The organism is Deltaproteobacteria bacterium, assembly GCA_016183235.1.
Taxonomy (GTDB): Bacteria; UBA10199; UBA10199; order DSSB01; family JACPFA01; genus JACPFA01.
The window spans coordinates 70661-92770 of the sequence record JACPFA010000042.1 but is presented as its reverse complement, the minus strand read 5'-3'; the positions used below and the strand labels follow the sequence as shown (position 1 = coordinate 92770).

The following is a 22110-nucleotide window of genomic DNA, read 5'->3' as shown; positions in this document are numbered from 1 at the left end:
TCTAAGGTTCTTCGGGCGGGGGAAGACACTGACGATTGTTGCGTCGGTTGGGGTCATAGAGACATAGTAAACGGTTGCCATGTTCCATGAGGTTGTGTTCGTGGCGTCTCTTGCGTGCTCTTTCCACCACCGAAGGGGGAAGCCGTCTAGCATCATTGACATATCGACTGTCCCTTGCAAATCCTTTAGGATAAAAGTAGGAGTCGTTACTCTGTGGGCAGCCGATGGTTCCTGGATCACACTGGTCCACCAGTGCCACATGAAGATAGTTTTCTAAGACATGCCCAATTTCATGGGCGAGGACTCCCCCATTGAATTCTGTAACCCCAACAAGTATCGTGCTGAATTCACTGGAACGCCCAGGGATCCGCCCATGGGTGGCAAAACCACTGGCAAAATGCGCCCTACCAGAAAAACCGTTGCCACGTCGAGGGAAGATAAAAAGATCCAAGATGTTTGTGGAGCCATCTGAGAAGTGCTCCAAGAGCCGATTAACGTCTTGAAGTTCGAGCAATTGACGATAGGCAAAGAAATCAACGCCGTCTATTTTCGGTGCATCAATAAAATAGAGTTCATCCATAAAAACACTAATACAGGCTTGCTGCCACAATCGGTCGGCGCGACGAACCATTTCATGCACATAAACCTCTGGCAGAATGGGACCGCGAATTCCTTCTCTTTGAAGGGTAATAGGATCGGGTTGAACAAAGCCACCTTGACCAATGGGAAGGTCATTATAGACATTTTCAAAGGGCTCGCATTCCTCTTCTTCTACGTCGCAGATTCCATTGACGATAATGTCATCGGGGCAATTGCAATGCCTGCTATTGTCGCGGTCTACAAAAGTAAATTGGCCATCGCCTTCACCTATGCGTACGGATTGCCCATTGGGGCTTCGTGTTATAATGCCACTATCGATAAAAGGTTCATTAAAGACAAAGACTCTCATATGAAGTTCTCGCCGTTCGTCAGAGGGGGTACGCTGGCAAACAGGAACCGTGAGGGCCAAAGGCGGAAGCGGAGGGCTATCTTGTTGATAAACGAACTGCAAGGAATCCTCAATTGAAGCTTGGTGGGTTCTATCGTTTGGAGCGTCGTCAACAACACGATTTGCAAAAGCATCGTGGGCTTTAAAATTGTCATCGTTACATCGGTAAGTGGTGGCGCATAATTGTAGGTCCTCCTCCCACATGACGTATGGACTAAAATCCCTGTCGTGGATCAAATAATCAAGATCATAGGTAGTGAGCATTTGGGGCTTGGAGAGGAAAATCCCGGTGTTGGGGCCTGTTTCCACCAGAGTTAATGGTGTAAGATTATCAAAAATAGATCCATCTGAATCGTGAACAGTTCCAATCTTGGCCACATTTCGCGCGAAACTGATTATGTTGACTTGTTCATTTAAATTGGCCCGGGGATTAATGACCCGAAGATAAAATCGATCTGGATCTCGTGTGATAAAATCACAGGTTGGGTTAAAGATGAGCGAGTTGTATACATTATTCTCTTCATCATAGGCCGAACTCCAAAGTGCAATATGAAGAAAATCTACGGGTGGGTTAGTCTCATCAATCCTTTCAATGGGTCCATTGCGATAATCAGGATCACAAACCGTTGGTGTATTATTGTCTCTATCTTTTACCACATCAACTTGAATCAAGTTTATGGATAATTCCTGATGAGCTGAAGCGAGAGGCGTGCATCCGCCTGCAGGCGTGCGCAAACAGAGAGTCGCTATTAGTTTAATAGGCGATTGGGCTTGTTGGGGGGAGGTAATGGCCTGGATCCCCTCGAGATGAACAGGCATAGGCAAAGAATAGTTACGGTTAAGACCAAAGGGTATTTCTTCTAAAACCCCGCCTCCGGAAAATTTCCATGCTTTAAAATTAACATGGGGGGGATTAGGATTTTGCCTATAATTAACAGCTTCAAGGCTAACCGAAGCATTTGGAATATTAGGTTCGACAGATACTCTTAATTCAGCCAGATCATTGTCATTCAATGCACGCCCTTCTTGCATCCAGTCGGGTTGATGGTCGCCCTGAGCAAGGTCATCATTATCATTATTGACATACATAGAAAGCGCGTTGAGAGGTGAACCTGCAGCGTTTTGTGGTTGAGTAAAGGTAATTTTAAAAACCGTAAAATCATGGCTAATCGGAGCAAGTTCTTTGTCATCGCCTGCTTGATTTAACACGGTTAGGGTTGAAACCACTTGATAGGCCCCGGCGGGAGCTGGCGATTCATTAACCAACCCACGCCAAGGAATAGAAACATTTCCTCCAAACACCGCGGGTACAACCCCTTCGTAGATTCGTCTTCCATTAGAATGGATGGCAAAATTCAAGCGCATGCGTTGGCCAGGAGTTGCTCCTGAAATCAAAACACGACCCACCTCTATCGTGCCATTTCCATTGAGCTGATTTTGGGAAATATAGCGAGGTTCCTGGGCAAAAGACACCGTTAGCGGTGGTGCCAACAAGGCCTGGCAAGCATCGCCTATTCCGTCGTGATTATTGTCTTCTTGATTGGGGTTATTATTATCAGGGCAATTGTCACACACATCCCCCTTTCCATCCTCATCGGCATCAGAGTTAGTTTCATCTGGATGATTAGGGCAATGGTCTTGGTTGTTGGCTATACAATCATTATCTCGATCGTTCGAGGCGTGAGTTCGGGGGCATGAGTCACACACATCCCCTTGATCATCTCCATCTTGATCATTCTGAAAACGGTTAGGGTGGTCAGGGCAGTTGTCCGAAATATCGACGACTGTATCATAATCTCGGTCGTCACAGGCATCCCCTTCGCCATCGCTGTCAGTATCCCGCTGGTTTCGATTGGAAACTTCGGGGCAATTGTCGCGGCGACCGTCGGGGCGGTTGTAGGGCGGCTTGTCATTAATCCCATCGCCGTCTAGGTCCGGGTCACAGGCATTGTCGATACCATCGTGATCATTGTCCTGTCCGCTATTGGAGGCATTGGGGCAGCTGTCACAAGTGTGAGAAGGATTTTGGATAATATGTTCAGTAAAGCACCTGGTTCCAGCCGTACAATCCTGAATTTCATCGCCATCTGTATCGTTGTCATAATCAAAAGGAAAACGATCTGGGATTTCTCCCCCTCCCGAAACGGCTACAGCTGGCAATCCATCCCCATCGCAATCGTTATGTTGGTCAGCGGGAAATAAATCACAAGCATCCCCAATGTTATCTCCATCGCGGTCAGTAGTTTGGGTATTTGCAAACTGTTGAGAATCAAGGAAGACATGCAAAGCGTCATTGATGGGGCTTAAACCAGGGCACAAATCACAAACATCTCCGATATTGTCATGGTCGCTATCTTCTTGATTAGGATTAAATTCTTCAAGGCAATTATCACAGGCCGGCCCTACAAAATCTCTATCCCCATCACTTGCTTCTAAATCATCGTAATTACGGTAATCGTCAAAATCAGGAGTTTGGTCACAGAAATCAACGTTATTGCAAACTCGATCTCCATCAGAATCTGCTTGTGTCCATTGTGCCAAAACATTTCGAATCACCTGCTTGGCACATTCAGTCACTTCTGGCCAAGGATCCCCTGGGTTGATCGCAAGTTCAGGGTGTTCAAGATTGCCCAAATCAAGTCCCGCTTGGTAGATTATTTCCTGTGACAAGCAATCGGCCATCCTACGTTGGAGGTCTTCTGCCGAGAGGCCATATTCTTCGTATCCCTCGTAGATTTCGACGGTTTTGACCACACGAGCACGACACAAACCACCAAAGTTAGTAGTAATTAATCCATCTTGATTGGAGTCTGCAAATTGTGTTGCTAACCATGGGGGAGAAGGTTCAAGTGGGGCAGCACAACCCTCACGCACTTCACAAGTGCCAGGTGCCGCTCCTGAGCTACATTGACCATTGAGTATTGTATCCACAACGTGGGGCTGATTGTAATCAATGGCCAGATGAAGATCTCCTGTGTTTTCATAAGACGTCGAAATATAGCCCGTCTCAATTCCTTCTTCCGGTTCTTCATCACAACGTGCGTCCATGTCTCTACATTCATAAAACTTTTCTTTGATGGCAATTTTATTTTCCGGATACATAAGCAACTTGTGGTTATTCCCTTCATCACATCCACATAAAAAGGAAGGGTAGGCATGAGGATCTTGGGGAATAGGGACAAAATCTACATCAATACGCCCCAACTTAAAGGCCAACCAACGGTAGGGAGTTGAATCATAATATTGGGGGCGGAGGTCTTCCATGCTGTTCGGAGCATTTGGGCAAAGCAAATCATCCTCATTTCCACTAATCCCTATCCTTCGTTCTTGCTCTTCTATATTCCTTCTGTCCTCGCAACCGAAGCATGCCATTACAAAACAAAGGAGCATGAGAGATAAAATAGTCCTCATGGCTTCCTCATGGTTTTGGATTGAGTCATGATATCTTCTGTCATCTCACAAATGCTAGACTGAGGAACCGGAGCCGAGACTTTGAATTTATTTTTTTCGACGATGATCTCTATAGGGGAAAGGGTGATGCATTTTACATCTCTTTGATTACGGGTAAGATAGATGATCCCATAGGCAGTGTTGTCGATGGTTCTAAATAGAAAAATTTTACCAAGTTTAGGTTTGAGTTCGAGAAACTGGGGATGTGATCGAATAGTAGCGGGGAGTGGTAATTCCTTTTCATTCCATGCCCTAAAACCATGCTGTCGAAATTTGATTTCGAGCCGGGAGGCGTTAAATTTTGGTGGGGTCAAAGATTTCTTTTTCTGTCTTGAGTTCAAGATAGACTTGGGGGCAGGCGCAAATTTTTTTGAAAAATCGATGTGAATAAGAAATTCGGATGGTTCTTGAAAACTCACCCAGCCAATCTTGGGCAGAGTTTCTTTAGAGGTCATGGGAGAAACATTTGTTGGAGCTTTGCCTTTGGTAATGGGTGAAGGGCCTGCGATCTGAGGTGGAGAACCAGAGGGTGGAACCCCGGGAGGAGGTGGGGCAATTTGGGCAAAAACCACCCCATTCCACAAAAGGATTACGAGTGGCAAAACAACTTTAAATGCAAGAGACACAAATATTGAAACAAGCAACTTAAGTGCCAGAAGCAATTTATTTTGAAATGCTCATTTAACTATTTGAAATTATTATAAATTATAGGTTATTTTGTAGAATATTTCATTGCCAAATAGAATAAAAAGAGAATCAATTTGATAATATTTATCATTTTGAGAACTAAAACACCAAATACAACAGCAAGAGGGCGCCGAAGGTGCCGATGAGGACTGCAACGGCAATAAGGGCTTTTTCAAAATTGGATAATTTAGGTTTTTCTTGATCGTTGGTAATGGCCGGTGGAGTTTCGGTGGGTGGAGTTTGCACGGGTGGCGGAACTTCAGTTTGTTTGACGGCTTCTTCTTTTTCTTTGAGTTCTTTGTCTTGGGCCTCTTTGAGGTGGCGTTCTTCCTCCGCCTTTTTTTCGGCGAGCATCTCAGCTTCTTTTAAAGCGGCCTCGCGTTTTTTGCGGGAAATTTCTTTGCTAATAGCATCAATATTAACATCGCCAGGGTTGCGATAAAGACACTTTATGGTGCCAAACATGACCTTGTCGCCGTCGCGCAATACCTTTTCACTAATTTTTTCGTGGTTAACATAAGTGCCATTTTTTGAACCCAAGTCGGTTAAAACAATGCCGCCCCATTTTTTTACCAGTTTGGCGTGTTGACGACTCACCGTGCCATCATCGATAAACAATTCGCATTCTTTTTCGCGGCCAATCACAATTTCTTCTTGTTCATCTTGAAAGAGAATTTTTTTGCCAATGCTTACGCCATTAAGCACCTCTAAACTGGGCGCACTTTCATTTTCTAAGGCCTTTAAAACTTTTTTGATCATTTTAATTTCGATAATGTCGGTGTCGGTGTCTTCTTCGACGGGTGCATCCAAATTTTCATCGAGATAGTGAAAGGTGATTTGATAATCTTCAATTTGAATAAGATCATTGTTGCGCAACAAATGTTTTTCTTTAGGTTTGATTTTTTTACCGCCTAAAAGAGTGCCATTGCCGCTTTTGAGGTCGACTAAATAAAATTCATCGCCTTCGCGCACCAATTCGGCATGGCGGCGTGAGATGGCCTTGTTGGGCAGTTCAATATCGCAGGTGTTCACCCGGCCCAGTGTGATCACATCTTGCGGGAGGTTGAGACTCTGTTCTTCGTCGGTTTTTAAATTTTTAACGGTCAGTTTGGGCACGTTAATTACATTTCCCATTGTTTTGAGTGATAGTGTTGCGCACCGTATTTTCTGTGTGCGCCAACTCAGGGGGAACTTTTTTTAGAAATTGACAAAGTAACGAAAGGCCCGATTTCTTGTCGCCATGCTGTAGTTTAAGCATACCTAAGTTGAGCAGGGCAGGGGCAAACCCTGGTTTAAGTTGCAAGGTCTTTTCGTAATATTGCACAGCTTGGGGGTAGTGCCCCAATTGCCCATGGGCATAGGCAAGGTTGTAAAGGGCATCTACATAAATAGGGTTTTTACTCACCACTCCTTCAAAGCCTTGGACGGCCTGGGAATAATTACCGGTGAGTAAATCTAAATAGGCCTTATCAAAGCGCACCAGCTCGTGGTTGGGGTCGAGCCGCTGGGCAATATCCAACTCTTGACGTGCCAAGGTTAAATTGTTGGTTTTTAAATAATAGGTGGCAAGCCCTGCGTGGGCCTCGGCAGAATCAGGGTCTGCCTCTAAGGCCTTGTTAAAAGCAAATTGAGCCTTAGAAACATCGCCCTTTTGTAAATACAATACCCCAAGATTTTTCCAACCCTCGGGCGAAGAGGGTTGCACCTCTAAGGCTGCTTTGTAATGCATAATGGCTTCTTCGTTTTTGTCGAGTTGACGATAGATGTTTCCCATTTCAATGTTGGCTAAGTAGTGATTGGGGGAGGCGGCCAGGGCATTACGGAAGGCATTAAGGGCATCGGTATAGGTTGTGTTACGACGATTTTTGATGGCAAGAGTTTTGTAGGTTAAACCCAAGTTATAGTAGGCATCGCCATACTTTTTATTGGCCTTGATGGCCCGATGAAATTGTGAGATTGCGTCGTCATATTTCCCGAGTGTATAGTAGATGGTACCTAGGTGGGTGTAAGCCGCCGCATAATCTTTATTGTATTGAATCGCCTTACGCAACGCGTCAATGGCGAGGTCGTATTGTTCTTTAAATTTGTACGTTAGGCCTAAGTTGTTGTAGCCTTCTGCATATTCGGGTGCTAATTGAACCGCCATCTTAAATTCGAAGAGGGCGTTTTCAATATCACCCTGATTTAAGTAAGTAACCCCTCGGTTATTATGAAATACGGCTTGATCAGAAGGGCGAATGAGAAAACGGGCCTCTACAAATAAAGAGAAAAAAAGAGTGAAAAAGATTAAGAAAATAGTCGATAATAGTCTCATAGGTATGGCGGTCCCTCACAGGATAAGCTAATTATGATGAGATTTCAAGAATTTAAGGAGTAAATGATGGCGTTGTCGGATGAAAATACGTTTATTAAGGCTTATCAAGAGCTCGAACAAGCAGCCAACGGCCTAAAACCCGAGGGGAAAGATTATCCTATTTTAGAGGTGGTCATAGGCCCCAACCCGGGTATTTGGTTCTCTTTGAATCAACCCGGTGACATCACCTTAGGAAGGGCCAATATTAATGCCATCCTTTTAGAAGACAATAGCGTGTCGCGTTCGCATGCCATTTTGCGTTTTCAAAATGGGATGGTCACGGTGCGCGATATTGGTTCGCGCAATGGTACCTATGTTAATCAAAAAAAGATTTTGAGCGAAACCAGCCTCAGTCATTTAGATACCGTGAAGGCAGGGATTTATACCTTACGTTTGTTGCAATCGCCGGTAGAGCATACTTATGAAGAGCCAGCGGTCGAGGAAGAAAAAACTCCCCATCCTAAAATAGTTGAACCTGAAAAAACCGAATTAGAAACCCCACCTGAAACCCAATCGCCCGAGGTGCCAGGTGACACAGCTGCATTTGTTGCCGAACCTGGAAGCGAAGCAGAATTACCCGTTCCTGCCGAAGTAGGTACAATAGCCACCCAACCTAAACGGGGTAGTGGGGTCGCTTGGTTGTTAGGTTTTTTAGTGATTGTTTTAGCAGGCGTTGCCATTTATCAATACCGTGGCCCCATTGTTGCTAAGGTTAATCGTCTACTCACGTCACCCCACAAAGAAACCAAGCCAATCAAGAATCAAGTGCATGTGGTGAAAACAGAACCACCCCCTGTCACCGACAAAAAAGTCTCAGTGCTTATTGAAGCAAGTTCTCAGCCTGTGCCCGCGCGAGTTTACTACGAAGGCAAAGAGCTTGGCACTACTCCTTTCCAAGTGAGTATTTTAGCGAATATTAAAGCTCCTACACAATTTACTGCCGAATATCTTTTAGAAGAAATTGGGGAAACCGTTAAAGAAAAAAAGACCGTTCAATTTAATGCCCAAGATGAATTAGCCAAAGTAGAATTTGGCACTCTCTTGGGTGCTATTAAATTAGATGCCCTACCCAAGAACGGAAACCTCTATTTAGAAGGGGCCTTTGAATACGAGAATTTTCAACCCAAACCCTTGAAGGTGCAAAACGTTGCCTTTGGCAAACCCATCTATGTGCCATTGGGGAAATATGTGGTGGAGCTACGCGAGCTGCAATCGGTATCGGGTACTGCCGGCACCCTCCCGCGCATTAAGTATCGGCGGGAGTTTGTGCTGAATAATCAAAATCGTGAATATGTTTTAAATGTTAAAGATGAAGAGTTGGCAAGCTTTCCTGCCACCCTCACGAGCGAACCCAGTGGGGCGGCGGTTTTGATCGATGGTAAAAAAGTAGGGGAGACGCCTTTTAAAGGCAACCTGCCACTCGGGCAGCATAAACTCACCTTACGTAAAGAGGGTTTTGAAGATAAGACCGACACGCTCAACATGGATGTCAATATTCCCTACAGTGCCAATTTTACTTTAGGCACAACCCCGGCGGGCAATTATGTTAACCTGGGGCGCAACGCCATTAACAAAGGGCAATACAACCAAGCCATCGAACATCTCATCGAAGCCCTCAAACGCAATCCAGATAAACAAGAATTGGGGCAGATTCATTATTTATTAGGGAAATCTTTTTTAAAGACTCAAAACTATGAACAAGCCCAAGGCTATTTTGAAAAGGCTATAGCCGATAAGGCTTATGCCCATCAGGCTGAGCTTGGCTTAGCCGAAGTTTATTCTGCGACGGGGCAGGCAGGGCAAGCCCTAGCTAAAATTGTGAATGTGGTGCTCAATACCACCGATGAAAAAGTGAAGAGTCAAGCGGCCACATTATATAATCGGCTCTATCCCATTAAATCGGCGGTTTACATTGCCACCGAGCCTTCGGGGGCGCAGATTACGATTAATGGCAACCCCATTGGGCAACCTACGCCTTTGATCTTGTCGGATCTTATGGTGGGGACCTATCGGGTGCAGGCCAATAAAGACGGCTACAAGCCCATCGAAATCCGCTTTAACCTTGAAATATCGTCGATCAAGCCAGTCATTATTAAACTTGAACCCCTGCAGTAATCATAGTGTTTTAACTTTTAAATAGGCTGTCATCCCCGCGAAGGCGGGGACCCAGTGCTTAAACCTACTTACAGAACTGGATCCCCGCTTTCGCGAGGATGACAGAAAACATACTATCAAAAAGTTGAAATACTATAAAATCCGACAAACCCCTCCAAGTCTCAGCCCGCCTCAAAAAAATTTATTCAGCAATTCGTGCTGATAGAAGTCATGCCTAAAACTGATGACAAACATGGCAATCTTAGGGCGAGTCGAGTATCTATTGTAGTGTGAAGATGCAAGAAGTCGTATGGGAACAGCAGGGTCATCAAGAACAAGCCCGAACTTTTCGGTGTAAGCAGTGCCCCATCTTAAAAGAGACGATCTTTAAAGATCTTTCAGCCGAAGAGTTGGAAAATTTAGACCAAGTTAAAATTATCCAACAATTTAAAAGCCATCAAACGTTGTTTTGCCAAGATACCCCGGCCACGGGTTTTCTGTGTATCAAAAAAGGTGCCGTAAAAATCTACAAGGTCGATGATGCAGGCTACGAGCGCATCGTGCGGATTGCGGGGCCCAGCGACATTATGGGTTATCGTGCACTGTTGGCCGACGAGCTGTATACGGCAACCGCCGAAGCCATCGAAGACACGACGGTTTGTTTTTTAAGCCGGGAGGTCTTTTTTAACCTTTTGGCCAACCATCTTCGCATTGCACTCCAGGTTTTTTCGTTGTTATCCAAAGATTTGCGGCAAGCCGAGGAGGCATTAACCTCGATCGTTCATAAAAAAGTCCCTGCCCGATTAGCGGGGCTCTTGTTATTTTTGAAAGATAAATTTGGCAAAGAGAAGGGCGATCAAGGTGAGTTTGATCTTATTATTACGCGTAGGGAAATGGCGGGGATGATCGGCACCACCCCCGAGACGGTCATTCGCTTATTAAGCCAGTTTAAGCGCAAGGGGATTATTGTTCATAAGCATGGGCAACGGGTATGCCTGGCCAAGATCTCGGCCCTCAAAAAAATCGCCGGGGGCTGTTGAAAAACGCCCATCTACGGCGTTGCCGCAAAATCGCAATCCTCACTTACTCCCATGTACGCTCCGGTTGCAATTTTGCGGCTGCCTTGTATCTGAGCATTTTTGAACAGCCCCAAGAAATAACGCTCTTAGAGTTTGCTTGACTAATTGTTAAGTTAATCGTCTAATAATATCAACGATGTCGCCATCACCCTCTAGTACAAATACTAAAAATGGGGGCCCCCCTACCGCGGGTTATCCTCGCATTGAGCGCTTGGTAGAGACCGAGCAATTTGAAGAACTCAACGAGAGTTTCGGTAAGGTTTATCAAGAGCTCGAAAAAATCTCCCAATTAAAGAGTGGGTTGGGCAAAGGCAAGTTAGCCGCCAAGGCCATGAAGGCGATTGATCTCACCACGGAACTTTTTAAAGAGTTGTTAAAGATCAAATATCAGATGGTTGAAATGGCCGATAAGGCTAAGGATCCTAAATAGTTGGTTATTTAGCTTAGTCAGGCAACTTTACACATGCGGCCCTTCGATAATTACCTTGAAAGATTGTATTTTTTAAAAAGAGGTTAACATGGAAAAGCCTTTAGTCGATGTCACAACCTTTAACCCGATTGTACCTGGGAATAAAGTGCCGAGCCAAAGCGTTTTTGGCGGTAGCGACAAATTTTTCAATACACTCAATAAAACCATCAGCGAAGGTTCTCAATTAGCAGGGCCTTGGTTGCAAGCCTATAATCCCACTGGCTCTCAAGTGGTCAATGCCGCGGTGAGCACCTTTGGTGGCTCAGGTGGCGGTGGTGGTTATGGTGGATACGGTGGATACGGTTGGAATAAGGCTATTGGTCCACCTGATGGCTATCCTGTAAATCCTAGCTCGGGGCCGAGCGGCGCGGGAACGACACCTTCTTCGCCTATGAATGGCGGCGATACCTTTGATATGAATGAAATGTTTTTAGGGCAAATGCAGTTGGTAAAAATGCAGGCCGACTTGAGCATGAAAACCCAAACCGTCATGATGTTATCAAACTTTGAGAAGGCCCGTTACGATGCTGCGACCAATACGATTCGTAACTTTAGGCCTTAAGACGTAGTTTTAATGAATCAATTAAAGGATTTCGAGAAGGTAATTTGGAGAAAATTCAAGTTACCTTCTTTCTTTTTTTCGGTTATCATCATGGAGGGAGGTCGATGTGGAAACACCTATCGTTGAAATGGAAACCGAAAACCAACGTATCATGTTAGAGGCAGGCTATCTTTACCTGAGCATGCAACGCTTTAAAGAGGCCCAAGCCGTGTTTGAGGGGGTGAGTGTTTTAGCCCCCAATAGCGAGGTTCCACTAGTGGGTTTGGGCAATGTCTTTTTTGTTCAACATAAATTTGAAGAGGCCATTAGGATTTATGAGAAGGCCCTTAAATTGGTGCCGGATAGTGCCTTTGCCCTAGCTTATCTAGGGGAATCTTTATTTTTTTCAGGTAAATCTGATAAATCTCGTGCGATGTTAAACAAGGCCTCAACCCTTGATCCGCAAGGCAAATCAGGTGATTTTGCCAGGGCCTTGCTGGAGCTGGTAGACAAGGGATTTGCCCCAGAGCCAAACAATTCTAAATAATTATGAAATTTGTTCGTATTTTAATTTTATTAGCCCTCTTTTCCGGTTGCGGAGGTGTGGTGGTGCAACACGATTTGAGTGAACGGGATGCCAATGATATCTTTGTGGCCCTGCATGAAGAGGGCATTGGGGCTCAGGTTGATCGCACCGAAAAGGCCCAAGATGTTTCTTATTTGGTCAAGGTAGCAAAAAAAGATGTGATTGCAGCCCGCAAAGTATTGCAAGAACGCAATTTGCCGAGGCCCCCTCGAGTTGGCATGGAAGAGCTTTGTGGTAAAGACTCGTTGGTGCCTAGCATTGAAGAAGAACGTTGTAAAAAAATGTTGGGCCTGCAAGGCACGCTCGTTAAGAATTTAGAAAAAGATTATCCTGGGATCGTCAGTGCTTCAGTGATTCTCAACATTCCTACGGTGAGTGAATTTTCCACCGAGACCCAAGGCTCTAAGCGCCCTAGTGCCTCGGTATTAATTCAAGCGCGCAGCGATCAAAGTAATAACAATCTTACCGAGGCCAAGATTCAACGCTATGTGGCGAACGCCGTTGAAGGCTTAGACCCCCGAGATGTAGCCGTGGTTTTATCTTTTGTGGATTTGCCCAAAAGCATGGGGGAAGGGCCTACGGTGGTGGGCAATAACTTGCCCCAAAATATGACTTCGATTGCGGGCATGGTCATGACATCGGCTTCAAAAGGCCGATTTAAAATTTACGCCAGTGTGATGTTGGTTTTGTTAATTGTGGTTTCAGCCGGGCTGATTTTTAATGTGATTCGCATGACCAAACTTCGACAAGAACTTAAAATTGCTAAACTCAATGCCGGCCCTGCGGCCTTAACTGCGACAGAAAACCCTAAAATGATCGAAGCCAAGGTAGTCGAGGGGGGCACCAAGAGTACAGCCAAACCTACCCCCGCAGAAAAAAAAGCCTAGGGGACCTCTAAAAAGGGCCCATCTGCCGCGTTGCCCACAAAGCCGCGATCCTCACGTATTTCCATATACGCTCCGGTCGCGTCTTTGCGGGCGCCTTGCATCTGGACCCTTTTTAGAGGTCCCCTTAGAACTCTAAATAGTTCTCAAGAAACTTTGAGGGGGTAAGGTGTCGATAATATTCCTAGTTAAGATTTGTAGGTGAATATGGATTTTGTCAATAATAACATAAAGTTAAATCAAAACAGGAATTTATTAAAAAACGAATGGGTGCCCGTAGTAGGGGGCAATCGCCTCGACAAGCCCACTTTTGGCGAAAAATTTAAGTATTTTTTTAAGCGAGCCTTTGGGTTTTTAGGGCGTTTAGCCGGTGGTTTGGGCTCTTTGTTTGGGCCTTTAGGGGGCCTCATTGGTGGGACGGCTTATCGTTTGGGCCAGTGGTCGGATCGCTCAGCTGACAAACAACAGGCCAAGAAATGGCAAGACATGAGCGTGAGCGAACAAATTTTGCAAATGAATAGCCCATTCCAAGGCGCGGCCCCTGGGTTTGGTGATGTTCAAACGATGGGTATGGAGCAGCCCTCCATCAACAATTTTAATACCGATGGTTTGTATCCAGAGCGGGCCAAAACTTTTGGGCTTCGTTCAGAGGCGGCAGGTCAAGCCATCAAAGAAATGGATAAATCGGTTTAGATAAAAGGAAATGAACTATGGGTTTTGAACGCATTCCCCCTCGTTTGACTGAACTTTTGGGTGGTTTACACTGGACACCCTTACCTAGCACGCCTGTTAAGCCCCAAACCCCTGAAGCCAAGGTGCCAGGTGAACAGTTGGTGGAAAAAATCAGTGTGAATTTCGCTGCGGCCGGAGCGACGATTGCGAAATTATTGCAGGGGCCAGGTCGTAACCCGCGTTTACGGCGCAAGGTGTTGAGTTGGATCACGAGTGAAGCCGTTGATCAAGGGCCCTATGCTAAGTTGCCTGAACCTTTGAAACAGCAAATGAAGCAAGCCATTACTGATCTTTTATATGAGGCACCCAACATCCTGGTGTAGCGAGTCCCACCTTTTGTGGTGTGGGCACCCCAAAAGAAAAAAATAACGGGCTGCGTCAAAAATTTAAGGCCTGGGAAATTTAAAAAAGTTTAATTATTTTAGTTAGTTGCTCTTTGAAAAATTGTCGAACTAAGTTTAGAGTCTGGCAGGAATCTTGCACGGTTAAATAATGAAAGTTGTAAGAGTTAAGTCATTTATGTAAAGGGGATCGATGATGACTCAAGCGGCCATCCAAACTAGTAGCGGTAAAAAGAAACTTCCCATCATGGCGAAGGAAAAGATTCTTGCTAGCCAAAGCCAAAAGGATCTTTCCAAGCGCGATGCACTGATCGAGCGGTACTTATCCTACGCCACTTCAATTGCCAACAAAATTGCCCAAACGCTGTCGAGCGATGTGGATGTAGAAGAGGTGGTTTGCAACGCTCGCTTAGGTCTCTTAGAAGCGGCCAAACGCTTTGACCCGAAGATGGGAGTTGATTTTAAGACCTTTGCTTACTATCGCATCCGCGGCGCCATCTTTGATGGGTTGCGTAAAACCGGTTGGATCCCTCGCTCACTTTACGCCAAAATCAAGTTTGAACAAGCGGCCAATGATTATTTGCAAACCAAGTCGGAAGAGGCGGCCGTTAGTAAAAATCCTGCGGCGCCGGCGGAACAAGAAGCCGGTGAACTTTACGAGACCGTCAACAGCTTAGCTTCAATTTATATTATTTCGCTCGATGCCTCTGAAGAACCCATGGAAATTGAAGACAAGAAGGCTAACAACATCGAGCACAAAGCGGAGTTTCAAAAGATTAAAGAAGTGATGCGGCAATCCATTGAAGATTTGCCCGATAAAGAAAGAAAATTGATTAAGATGTATTATTTTCAAAATAAAACCCTGGAAGAAGCAGGTTCAAAATTAAAGTTATCGAAGTCGTGGACCAGCCGGCTCCATGCCAGGGCACTTGAATTGCTGTTTAAAAAGATTAGCACCATGCAATTGAAAGCCACTGGTAAAATGAGGGTGCAACCAGCAATGTAAGTCATTGTTGTTATGAAGGGACAAGGGAGAAACATATGGACCCGATTTTTCAGGCCTTAAACGAAAAGGCCTTACAAACTGTCGTTGATAACAAACCCCAAAAGGTTTCGAACAATACCAATTTTTCAGAACTGCTTAACTCCATTCACCCCGCCAACCAAGATCAACCCGTTGTCGATATGATTGACAATATGTTCGGCTCGGTCAACCAAGGCTCACAAATGAAAACCTATGGCGCTGAGGGTGTAGAGTTCAATCCTTCCCGTGAATATGAAGTTGTGCAAGGCCCTGGTACCAGTGGAATGTTAGATTTTGTGAGCGATCTGAACCATGGTTATTTTCAAATGGATCGTATGATGGAAGTGGCTTTTTCAGGGCAGCCTGTTTCGCAAATGGACCTTCTTGCCGGGCAAGGCTTAATATCCAGGGTGACCCTTCAAAGCGAGCTAACCTTTAAAGTGATCGAATATGGGATTAAAGGCGCCACCGGTCCCTTTCAAATGCAGGTTTAAATAAGATATCTGTCATTGCGAGACCAACAGGCCGAAGCAATCTCGTGCAATTAAGAGATTGCTTTGCGGACGCTCGCAATGACAGAATTAGGTGTCATTGCGAGCGAGCCCCTTAGGCGAGCGTGGCAATCCCACCGGTTAGACAGAGGAGATTGCTTCAGCCGGCTGGCCTCGCAATGACAGAGGCTTTCAATGACAAACATCGTGGGAGGTTTTAACTCGTGACGGCTGTTAGCAAACTTAGCTTTACCCAAAGTCGCAATAAGGCCTTTGCCGCCATGGCATTGTTGGCCAGAGAGAATCAATTAGAATCCTTATTACCTTTGTTGCCCGTGGCTGAGCAGCAAGATGTTAAGGCCTTTGTTTCAAGTTTTAGCAATCATCTCTCCAAAGATCAGAAAAAAAACATCGCCCAAGTTTTAAAGCAATTGAAAGACGACTGGGAAGTTACGGTTTTTTCAGACCTAGATCCTAGCTGGTTTGTGGAATTTTTACGGGACGAAACGCCCCCCATTATTCGCATCATCTTGCTCAATTTGCCTTTAGAGCGGCAAAAAAGAGTCATTCGGGCTATGAACGAAAATTTAGCTCGCCAGGTGCGCGAGTATAAGGGTAAGAGCAAACCAACCCCTGAGGTTTTGCGGGTGATCAAAAATCTTTTTGAGAATCGCTTTCCTTTTTTGCCCAAGCCAGAAGTTAAAGCGGGTCTTGAACTTCAAAATTTATATGCCTTGCCGGTTGAAAAATTGGTGCTGCTGTTTCGACAAGTGGGCTTAAGTCAATTAGCCTTGGCCCTTAAAGCCGTTAACAAGGCAGCTTTGCGCGCCATCTTGCACCGCTTAAGTGTGCAAGATGCAAGGCTGCTCCAAGGGTGTATGAAAGAGATGGAAGGCATGGATACCAAGGCAAAGGTAGATGCCCAGCTCAATATCTTAAGCATGCAAATCGAGGGCATTAGCCCCGATCATTTATTTTTGGAATTAGGGTTTCAGGTTTTTTCTAAAGCTGTGACGAGTGAGTTGCTTCCCTACCTCGAGGTCTTACCCTATAAATTTCCTACCAAACAAGGGTATCTCTTAAAACGCTATTTAGAGCAGAATGTGGCTAAAAATGACCCTGGAAAAGCCCAAAAAATTCAAAATTTTATCCTCGAGTGTTTAAGTAAACTCGCATAAAATAGAGAGTGTTTAAAAAATGTCATTCCCGCGACGGCGGGAATCCAGTGATTTGTATAAGACTGGGTCCTGAGCTGGAGTTTACCCCTGCCCCTGCCTGCGCAGGGGTGAACTCCGGCAGGGGCAGGGATGACAAAAAAGTGCATTTTCGGAGCTTAAAGGAAGTTGTTGAAAACATTAAATTTTTCCTTTAAAATTGGTTAATATGGCCAAGGTTTTAAAAAATCAGGATTTAAAGAAAAAGCTTAAACTCGAGGAAAGGGTGAACCTAGAGGAAACCTCAAGTAACATCGTTTTACCGCAAGGTAAGAGTTCGGTGATCGACAGAGATGTGTTTGAGGCCGGGGCTAGGGCCAAAGCCATTATTTTGGAAGCTCAAGCCGAGGCTAATCAAATCAAGGCCATGGCTAAAGAAATTCTCAACCAAGTTGAGGGGGAACTGCAGAGCAAAAAACAAGAAGGTCACGAAGTAGGTTATCAAGAGGGCCTAGCCAACACGACGCAATTAATGGTGGAAGCCAAAAAACTTCGCGAAAAATTATTTACCGATAATGAAAAAGAGATGATCCGCTTGGTGTTTGCCATTGCAGAACGGGTGATTGGTGACCAACTCAAAACCAACAACGAAGCCGTATTGGGCGTGATCAAACAAGCCATCAAAGAGGCCATGGGTCAAAAGATTGTTATTCATCTTAATCCGGTAGATTATGAAAAGGCCAAGGCCAAAGAGGCCCAGCTTTTTACACAAGTAGAATCGGACCAAAGCATTGCCTTTCGGGTGAATGAATCTGTGGCCCAAGGCGGTTGTTTAGTCGAAAGTGAAATTGGCACTTTAGATGCTCAACTCGAAACGCAATTAACGGCCATCAAACAGGCCTTGGGGATATAAGCCATGCGTGATGAATCTTTTCAACCACCCATCATCGATTTGTTTAAGTATTTGCATTCGATTCGCAGCATTTCGACCTATCGCATCAAAGGCCGCGTGGTGGAATTAACGGGCCTCGTTGTTAAGGCCATTGTGCCGGGCGTGCACGTGGGGGAGTTATGCTACATTCAGCCTTTTCAAAAAAAAGAACCCATCAAGGCCGAAGTAGTGGGGTTTAAAGAAGAGACGGTTTTATTAATGCCCTTGGGTGATTTAGAAGGCATAGGCCCTGGCAACGATGTGCTGCCTACCAGTAGTTGTTTGAAGGTGAGGGTGGGCGATGGTTTATTGGGAAGAATTTTAGATGGCCTTGGGGACCCCATGGATGTAGATGTCCACGGCCCCCTGCCTTGCGATGAAGAATATCCCGTGCATGCATCACCACCTGACCCCTTAACCCGGCGTCGGATCACTCAACCCCTTTCGGTGGGTGTGCGATCGATCGATGCCATTCTTACTTGCGGAGAAGGCCAAAGGGTGGGGCTTTTTGCAGCCGCCGGGGTGGGCAAGAGCACCCTGTTGGGCATGTTGGCGCGCAATTCTGAGGCCGAGGTGAATGTGATTTGTTTGGTGGGGGAGCGGGGTCGTGAGGTAAGAGATTTTTTAGAGCAAGACTTAGGTGAAGAAGGCTTGAAACGTTCGGTGGTCATTGTTTCAACAAGTGACCAACCTTCTTTGGTGCGCAGTAAGGCTGCTTATGTGGCCACCGCCATTGCGGAGTATTTTCGAGATCAGGGTAAACGGGTTATTTTTATGATGGACTCCATCACTCGTTTTGCGCGCGCCCTGCGTGAAATTGGTTTGGCCGTGGGCGAGCCGCCGGCCAGGCAGGGTTTCACCCCTTCGGTTTTTTCAACCTTGCCCAAATTGTTAGAGCGTACGGGCAATTCTGACAAAGGCTCTATTACCGCGTTTTACACCGTGTTGGTGGAGGGCGACGATATGACCGAACCCGTGGCCGATGAAGTGCGGTCGATCCTCGATGGGCACATTATTTTGTCGCGTGATTTGGCGAATCGCAATCATTTTCCTGCCATCAATGTTTCTGAAAGTGTGAGCCGCGTGATGAGTAACATCGTTGAGCGTGATCACCTCGATGCGGCGCGTAAGTTAAAAGAAGTGGTGGCCAATTATGAAAAAGAGCGCGACCTTATTTTGATTGGGGCTTATGAAGCCGGCTCTGACCCCAAGGTGGATTACGCCATTGAGAAGATCGAAGAGGTCAACGAGTTTTTAAAACAAGAAATTCATGATACTGAAACATTGGACAATTCGGTGGAACGGCTCAAAGGGTTATTTTAATCGATGAAGAAGGAAAAATATCGTCTTCAAGTACTTCTAGATTTACGCGAAAAGAATAAAAAACAGGCAGAGATTAAGTTAGCCAAGGCCATCTTAAAGCTCCAAGAAGAAGAGGAGAAGTTAAAAAGGCTTAAAAAAGAAAAAGAAGAATTAAAAGAGCGAAAAAGAAAGTCCATAGTCGAAATGTCCGATAAATTAAGCAGTGGGGAGAGCTTAATAAGGGAGAGCTCAATCCATTTGAATTTTATTAGAAAGATCAATGAAGACATTGAGAAAAAAGAGCAAGAAATAACCGACCAAATCGAGGCCATTGAACGGGCCAAAGAAAAGGTCAAACAAGCCAGGCGAGACTATATCGATGCTTGCCGGTCGTTGCAGATTATGGAGAAGCACAAAGAATTGTGGCGGAAAAAACTTTTAAAGAGATTATCGATGGCCGAAGAAAAGAAACTGAATGAACTGGGTAACGTGATCCACCAAATGAGGAAGGGGTAAACCATGCGGGTTGATGATCGACCGAGTCAAAATCAAGAGGCCAATAAGGCCGATCAAAAAAAGGTCAAAGATAAACCTTCGACTAAAGGCACAACCCTCACGCATCCCTTTCAAAAGGCCATGCAAAGCGAGCGTAGCTCTCAAAAGAAGGCCTTCGATGATTTTTTAGAAAATTTTGCAGATCCTGCCTCAGCCGCAACCGAAAAATCCGATCTACCCAAACAACAGATGGTTAACCAGGTGGTTGAACACCAAGAACAAAAAGATAGGCGCCAAGATCAAGATCAAAAAGATTTAAAAGAAAAAAAAGAAACTTCAGGAGAAAAAGAGACGCAGCGAGAAGGCGGCGTTGCAGGTCTGACACGAGGCAAGATTGCCGCCAAGAAAGAACTGGGGGAGCGGCAGAGTGGCTCAGATAGCCGTGGGGGTGAACATGGCAGGCTATTTTCTGCGGCCAAAGAAAATCCTTTTAAATTGAAAAAATCGGCGGCTCAAGAATCAGTGCCGCTAGCCATTCCCATGGCGCCACTACCACCTACCCAAGGGGCGATATCTCTTCAGAAACTAAGCGGCCCTAGGGTGCCCAAAACGGTTTTAGAAGAAATTGTGCAATGGGTGCGTTTGGGGATGAATCAACATTTGGGTAAAGAAATGGAGATTCAATTCAAAAAAGATTTTTTTCGTGGGCTCAAACTTAAAGTGAGTTTAAAAAATGGCAAGGTGCATGTTTGGTTTGGCTGCAATCATGACAAAACCGTGCATCAGCTTATGGCAGGGGAAAAATCAAACCTACAGCAACTTTTGTTGGATAAAAATATCCCCGTGGCTGAAATTGTGGTAGAAGCGTAAAGGGAGGTTTATGACTGAAATTAGGCCCTTTGATTTTGCGGGCTTAAAAAAATTTAGTAAACACCAGATCGAGCTGGAAAATGCTTTATTTGCTAAACTCCCTTTTCTCGATTCCAGCGAAGAAGCGCATCGGTTTTTCAAAGAAATCTTTGCAAATGATTTTGGCAAAGATTGCTCGGCCCATTGGCAGGGTTTTGGTGAAAGCACGTTTGAAGAATTTATCAGTCCTAAAGATGGCAAGGCGGTGTATGTTATTTTGGCCTTGGAGCCACATCAAGAAAAGTGGGTGATGCGCATCGATTCTCTCTTGGCCTTGGCTAGTGTGGCTCAGGTGTTAGGTGGGTCTGAAGAGAGCCTGCAAATCCGCAACGCCACCCCCATTGAGCAGGGGATTTTACAATATTTAGTTTTAAAATTTTTAAGCAAGATTAGAAATGCCATGACCGAGTTAGGGGTAACCGCTTTGCGATTTGTTGACATTGTGCAACAACCTCAAGATTTAGAGGGCGTGAACCCTCCTAGCGAACGAGGTTGCTTATTAAAAACTACCCTCCAATTAGGCAAAGCCCAAGGTTCAGTCGTGATTTATTTGCCTCATCCCTTGTTGCGTGGGGTGCTGTTAAAAGACAGGCCTTTGTATGAGGGCAGCAGTGATTCGCCGGAAAAAGTTGAACGCTTAGAGAAGATTGGTTATATTGAAACAGAATTGACGGTTGAGTTAGGCCACGTAGAGCTTTCAGGGATTGAACTTGCTCAATTAGAAAAAGGCGATGTTATTTTATTTGATGAAACGATGGTGCACTTAAAACCACAAAAGTCAGAAGAACCCTTGGGGGGGCGTGTGATTTTAAGAGTGGGTGAAGATCGCAGCCAAGGTTTGTTGGGAGAAGTGATTGCTTCCCAAAAATTGGCACTCATCAAAGTTTTAGATTATTACGGAGGTAAACTGTGAGCACTGAAAACGACGATTTTGATTTTGACGAGGAAGCTCTTGAGACCCAAAACACGAGCTCCCCAGCAAAAGACCCGCCACCTTCTCCCAAGGTAGTTAACCTGGCGAGTGATGTGCCAGTGCAGATGGTTGCGGTATTAGCTAAGAAGGCAATCACCGTCAAAGATTTGGTTCAGCTGAAGATGGGGCAGGTGATTGAGTTTAACCGTTACCCGAATGAGGCGATTGATCTGGTTGCCAATGGTAGATTAATGGCCAAAGGTGAATTGGTCGAAATAGATGGCAAGTTAGGGATTCGTTTAATCAAAGTGTTTGAATGATAACTCCTTTTTTTATTTTTACCTGGGTGAGTCAAACGCCGACTCCTTTTCCGATGGAAGGGGGGATCGATTTCACCGGTTCTTTTTTGAAGATGATCTTCATTTTAGGGCTGGTGGTCATGTTGGCTTTAATCGTTTTAAAATATGTCTTCCCAAAACTGGCAATTCACAAAGGCTTTGGCAATTCAGGCATACAAATTGTGGGCCGGGTGCCGCTCGATGCTAAAAAATCTCTTTATGTGATTGAAGTCGAAGATAAAAAACTTTTGCTGGGAGCCAGTGAACAGCAAGTGAATTTGATTTGTGAACTGCCTAAAATGGATCCCGGCTCAAGGCCGGGATGACGGTTACACGTCATCCCGGCCTT

Annotated in this window: 22 protein-coding genes; 18 read left to right on the top strand and 4 right to left on the bottom strand. The window is 45.2% G+C overall.

What is annotated here, in order from left to right:
* Nucleotide 1 precedes the first annotated feature (1 nt).
* The 4 genes from HYU97_10755 to HYU97_10740 all read right to left on the bottom strand — a co-directional run bounded on the left by HYU97_10755 (nucleotide 2) and on the right by HYU97_10740 (nucleotide 7439).
* A complete protein-coding gene (locus tag HYU97_10755; protein ID MBI2337225.1) occupies nucleotides 2–4252 on the bottom strand; it encodes a thrombospondin type 3 repeat-containing protein in 4251 nt (1416 codons plus the stop codon).
* A 143-nt stretch (nucleotides 4253–4395) separates the two neighbouring features.
* The gene (locus HYU97_10750) at nucleotides 4396–5064 is read right to left on the bottom strand and encodes a hypothetical protein (GenBank protein ID MBI2337224.1); all 669 of its coding nucleotides are present in this window, start codon (nucleotides 5062–5064) and stop codon (nucleotides 4396–4398) included.
* A gap of 160 nt (nucleotides 5065–5224) precedes the next feature.
* The gene (locus tag HYU97_10745) at nucleotides 5225–6259 is read right to left on the bottom strand and encodes an FHA domain-containing protein (protein MBI2337223.1); all 1035 of its coding nucleotides are present in this window, start codon (nucleotides 6257–6259) and stop codon (nucleotides 5225–5227) included.
* Nucleotides 6243–7439: a tetratricopeptide repeat protein gene (locus HYU97_10740; GenBank protein MBI2337222.1), complete on the bottom strand. Its 1197-nt coding sequence runs from the start codon at nucleotides 7437–7439 to the stop codon at nucleotides 6243–6245. Before HYU97_10740 ends, HYU97_10745 begins: the two co-directional genes overlap by 17 nt.
* A 63-nt stretch (nucleotides 7440–7502) precedes the next feature.
* On the opposite strand from HYU97_10740, the gene HYU97_10735 reads away from it, so the two are divergent.
* From HYU97_10735 to fliO, 18 genes are all read left to right on the top strand, one after another.
* Nucleotides 7503–9593, top strand: coding sequence for a PEGA domain-containing protein (locus HYU97_10735; GenBank protein MBI2337221.1), 2091 nt, complete (start codon nucleotides 7503–7505; stop codon nucleotides 9591–9593).
* A 269-nt stretch (nucleotides 9594–9862) separates the two neighbouring features.
* A complete protein-coding gene (locus tag HYU97_10730) occupies nucleotides 9863–10612 on the top strand; it encodes a Crp/Fnr family transcriptional regulator (protein ID MBI2337220.1) in 750 nt (249 codons plus the stop codon).
* 175 nt (nucleotides 10613–10787) lie between these two features.
* Nucleotides 10788–11081 (top strand): hypothetical protein, encoded by a 294-nt coding sequence (locus tag HYU97_10725; protein MBI2337219.1) that lies wholly within the window; start codon nucleotides 10788–10790, stop codon nucleotides 11079–11081.
* An 88-nt stretch (nucleotides 11082–11169) separates the two neighbouring features.
* A complete protein-coding gene (locus HYU97_10720) occupies nucleotides 11170–11682 on the top strand; it encodes a hypothetical protein (protein MBI2337218.1) in 513 nt (170 codons plus the stop codon).
* Nucleotides 11683–11788: 106 nt separating this feature from the next.
* Nucleotides 11789–12208: a tetratricopeptide repeat protein gene (locus HYU97_10715; GenBank protein MBI2337217.1), complete on the top strand. Its 420-nt coding sequence runs from the start codon at nucleotides 11789–11791 to the stop codon at nucleotides 12206–12208.
* 2 nt (nucleotides 12209–12210) lie between these two features.
* Nucleotides 12211–13134 carry a hypothetical protein gene (locus HYU97_10710; protein ID MBI2337216.1) on the top strand — a complete coding sequence of 308 codons (924 nt, stop codon included), beginning with the start codon at nucleotides 12211–12213 and terminating at the stop codon, nucleotides 13132–13134.
* Nucleotides 13135–13338: 204 nt separating this feature from the next.
* Nucleotides 13339–13824 (top strand): hypothetical protein, encoded by a 486-nt coding sequence (locus HYU97_10705; protein MBI2337215.1) that lies wholly within the window; start codon nucleotides 13339–13341, stop codon nucleotides 13822–13824.
* 17 nt (nucleotides 13825–13841) lie between these two features.
* On the top strand, nucleotides 13842–14186 hold the full coding sequence (locus tag HYU97_10700) for a hypothetical protein (GenBank protein MBI2337214.1): 345 nt from the start codon (nucleotides 13842–13844) through the stop codon (nucleotides 14184–14186).
* Between the two features lie 211 nt (nucleotides 14187–14397).
* Nucleotides 14398–15210 (top strand): sigma-70 family RNA polymerase sigma factor, encoded by an 813-nt coding sequence (locus tag HYU97_10695; protein ID MBI2337213.1) that lies wholly within the window; start codon nucleotides 14398–14400, stop codon nucleotides 15208–15210.
* Between the two features lie 35 nt (nucleotides 15211–15245).
* Nucleotides 15246–15722, top strand: a complete 477-nt coding sequence (locus HYU97_10690) for a hypothetical protein (GenBank protein MBI2337212.1) — start codon at nucleotides 15246–15248, stop codon at nucleotides 15720–15722.
* A gap of 221 nt (nucleotides 15723–15943) precedes the next feature.
* Nucleotides 15944–16897: a hypothetical protein gene (locus HYU97_10685; GenBank protein ID MBI2337211.1), complete on the top strand. Its 954-nt coding sequence runs from the start codon at nucleotides 15944–15946 to the stop codon at nucleotides 16895–16897.
* A gap of 205 nt (nucleotides 16898–17102) precedes the next feature.
* Nucleotides 17103–17786 carry a hypothetical protein gene (locus HYU97_10680; GenBank protein ID MBI2337210.1) on the top strand — a complete coding sequence of 228 codons (684 nt, stop codon included), beginning with the start codon at nucleotides 17103–17105 and terminating at the stop codon, nucleotides 17784–17786.
* Between the two features lie 3 nt (nucleotides 17787–17789).
* Complete coding sequence (fliI, locus tag HYU97_10675; protein MBI2337209.1) at nucleotides 17790–19127, top strand: flagellar protein export ATPase FliI; 1338 nt, start codon at nucleotides 17790–17792, stop codon at nucleotides 19125–19127.
* Nucleotides 19128–19130: 3 nt separating this feature from the next.
* Nucleotides 19131–19622: a hypothetical protein gene (locus HYU97_10670; GenBank protein ID MBI2337208.1), complete on the top strand. Its 492-nt coding sequence runs from the start codon at nucleotides 19131–19133 to the stop codon at nucleotides 19620–19622.
* 3 nt (nucleotides 19623–19625) lie between these two features.
* The gene (locus tag HYU97_10665) at nucleotides 19626–20471 is read left to right on the top strand and encodes a hypothetical protein (protein ID MBI2337207.1); all 846 of its coding nucleotides are present in this window, start codon (nucleotides 19626–19628) and stop codon (nucleotides 20469–20471) included.
* Nucleotides 20472–20481: 10 nt separating this feature from the next.
* Nucleotides 20482–21423, top strand: coding sequence for a hypothetical protein (locus tag HYU97_10660; protein ID MBI2337206.1), 942 nt, complete (start codon nucleotides 20482–20484; stop codon nucleotides 21421–21423).
* Nucleotides 21420–21743 carry a FliM/FliN family flagellar motor switch protein gene (locus HYU97_10655; GenBank protein MBI2337205.1) on the top strand — a complete coding sequence of 108 codons (324 nt, stop codon included), beginning with the start codon at nucleotides 21420–21422 and terminating at the stop codon, nucleotides 21741–21743. The genes HYU97_10660 and HYU97_10655 overlap by 4 nt, the downstream gene beginning before the upstream one ends.
* Entirely contained in the window at nucleotides 21740–22087 is a 348-nt protein-coding gene (fliO, locus tag HYU97_10650; protein ID MBI2337204.1) for a flagellar biosynthetic protein FliO, read from the top strand. The genes HYU97_10655 and fliO overlap by 4 nt, the downstream gene beginning before the upstream one ends.
* Nucleotides 22088–22110 lie beyond the last annotated feature (23 nt).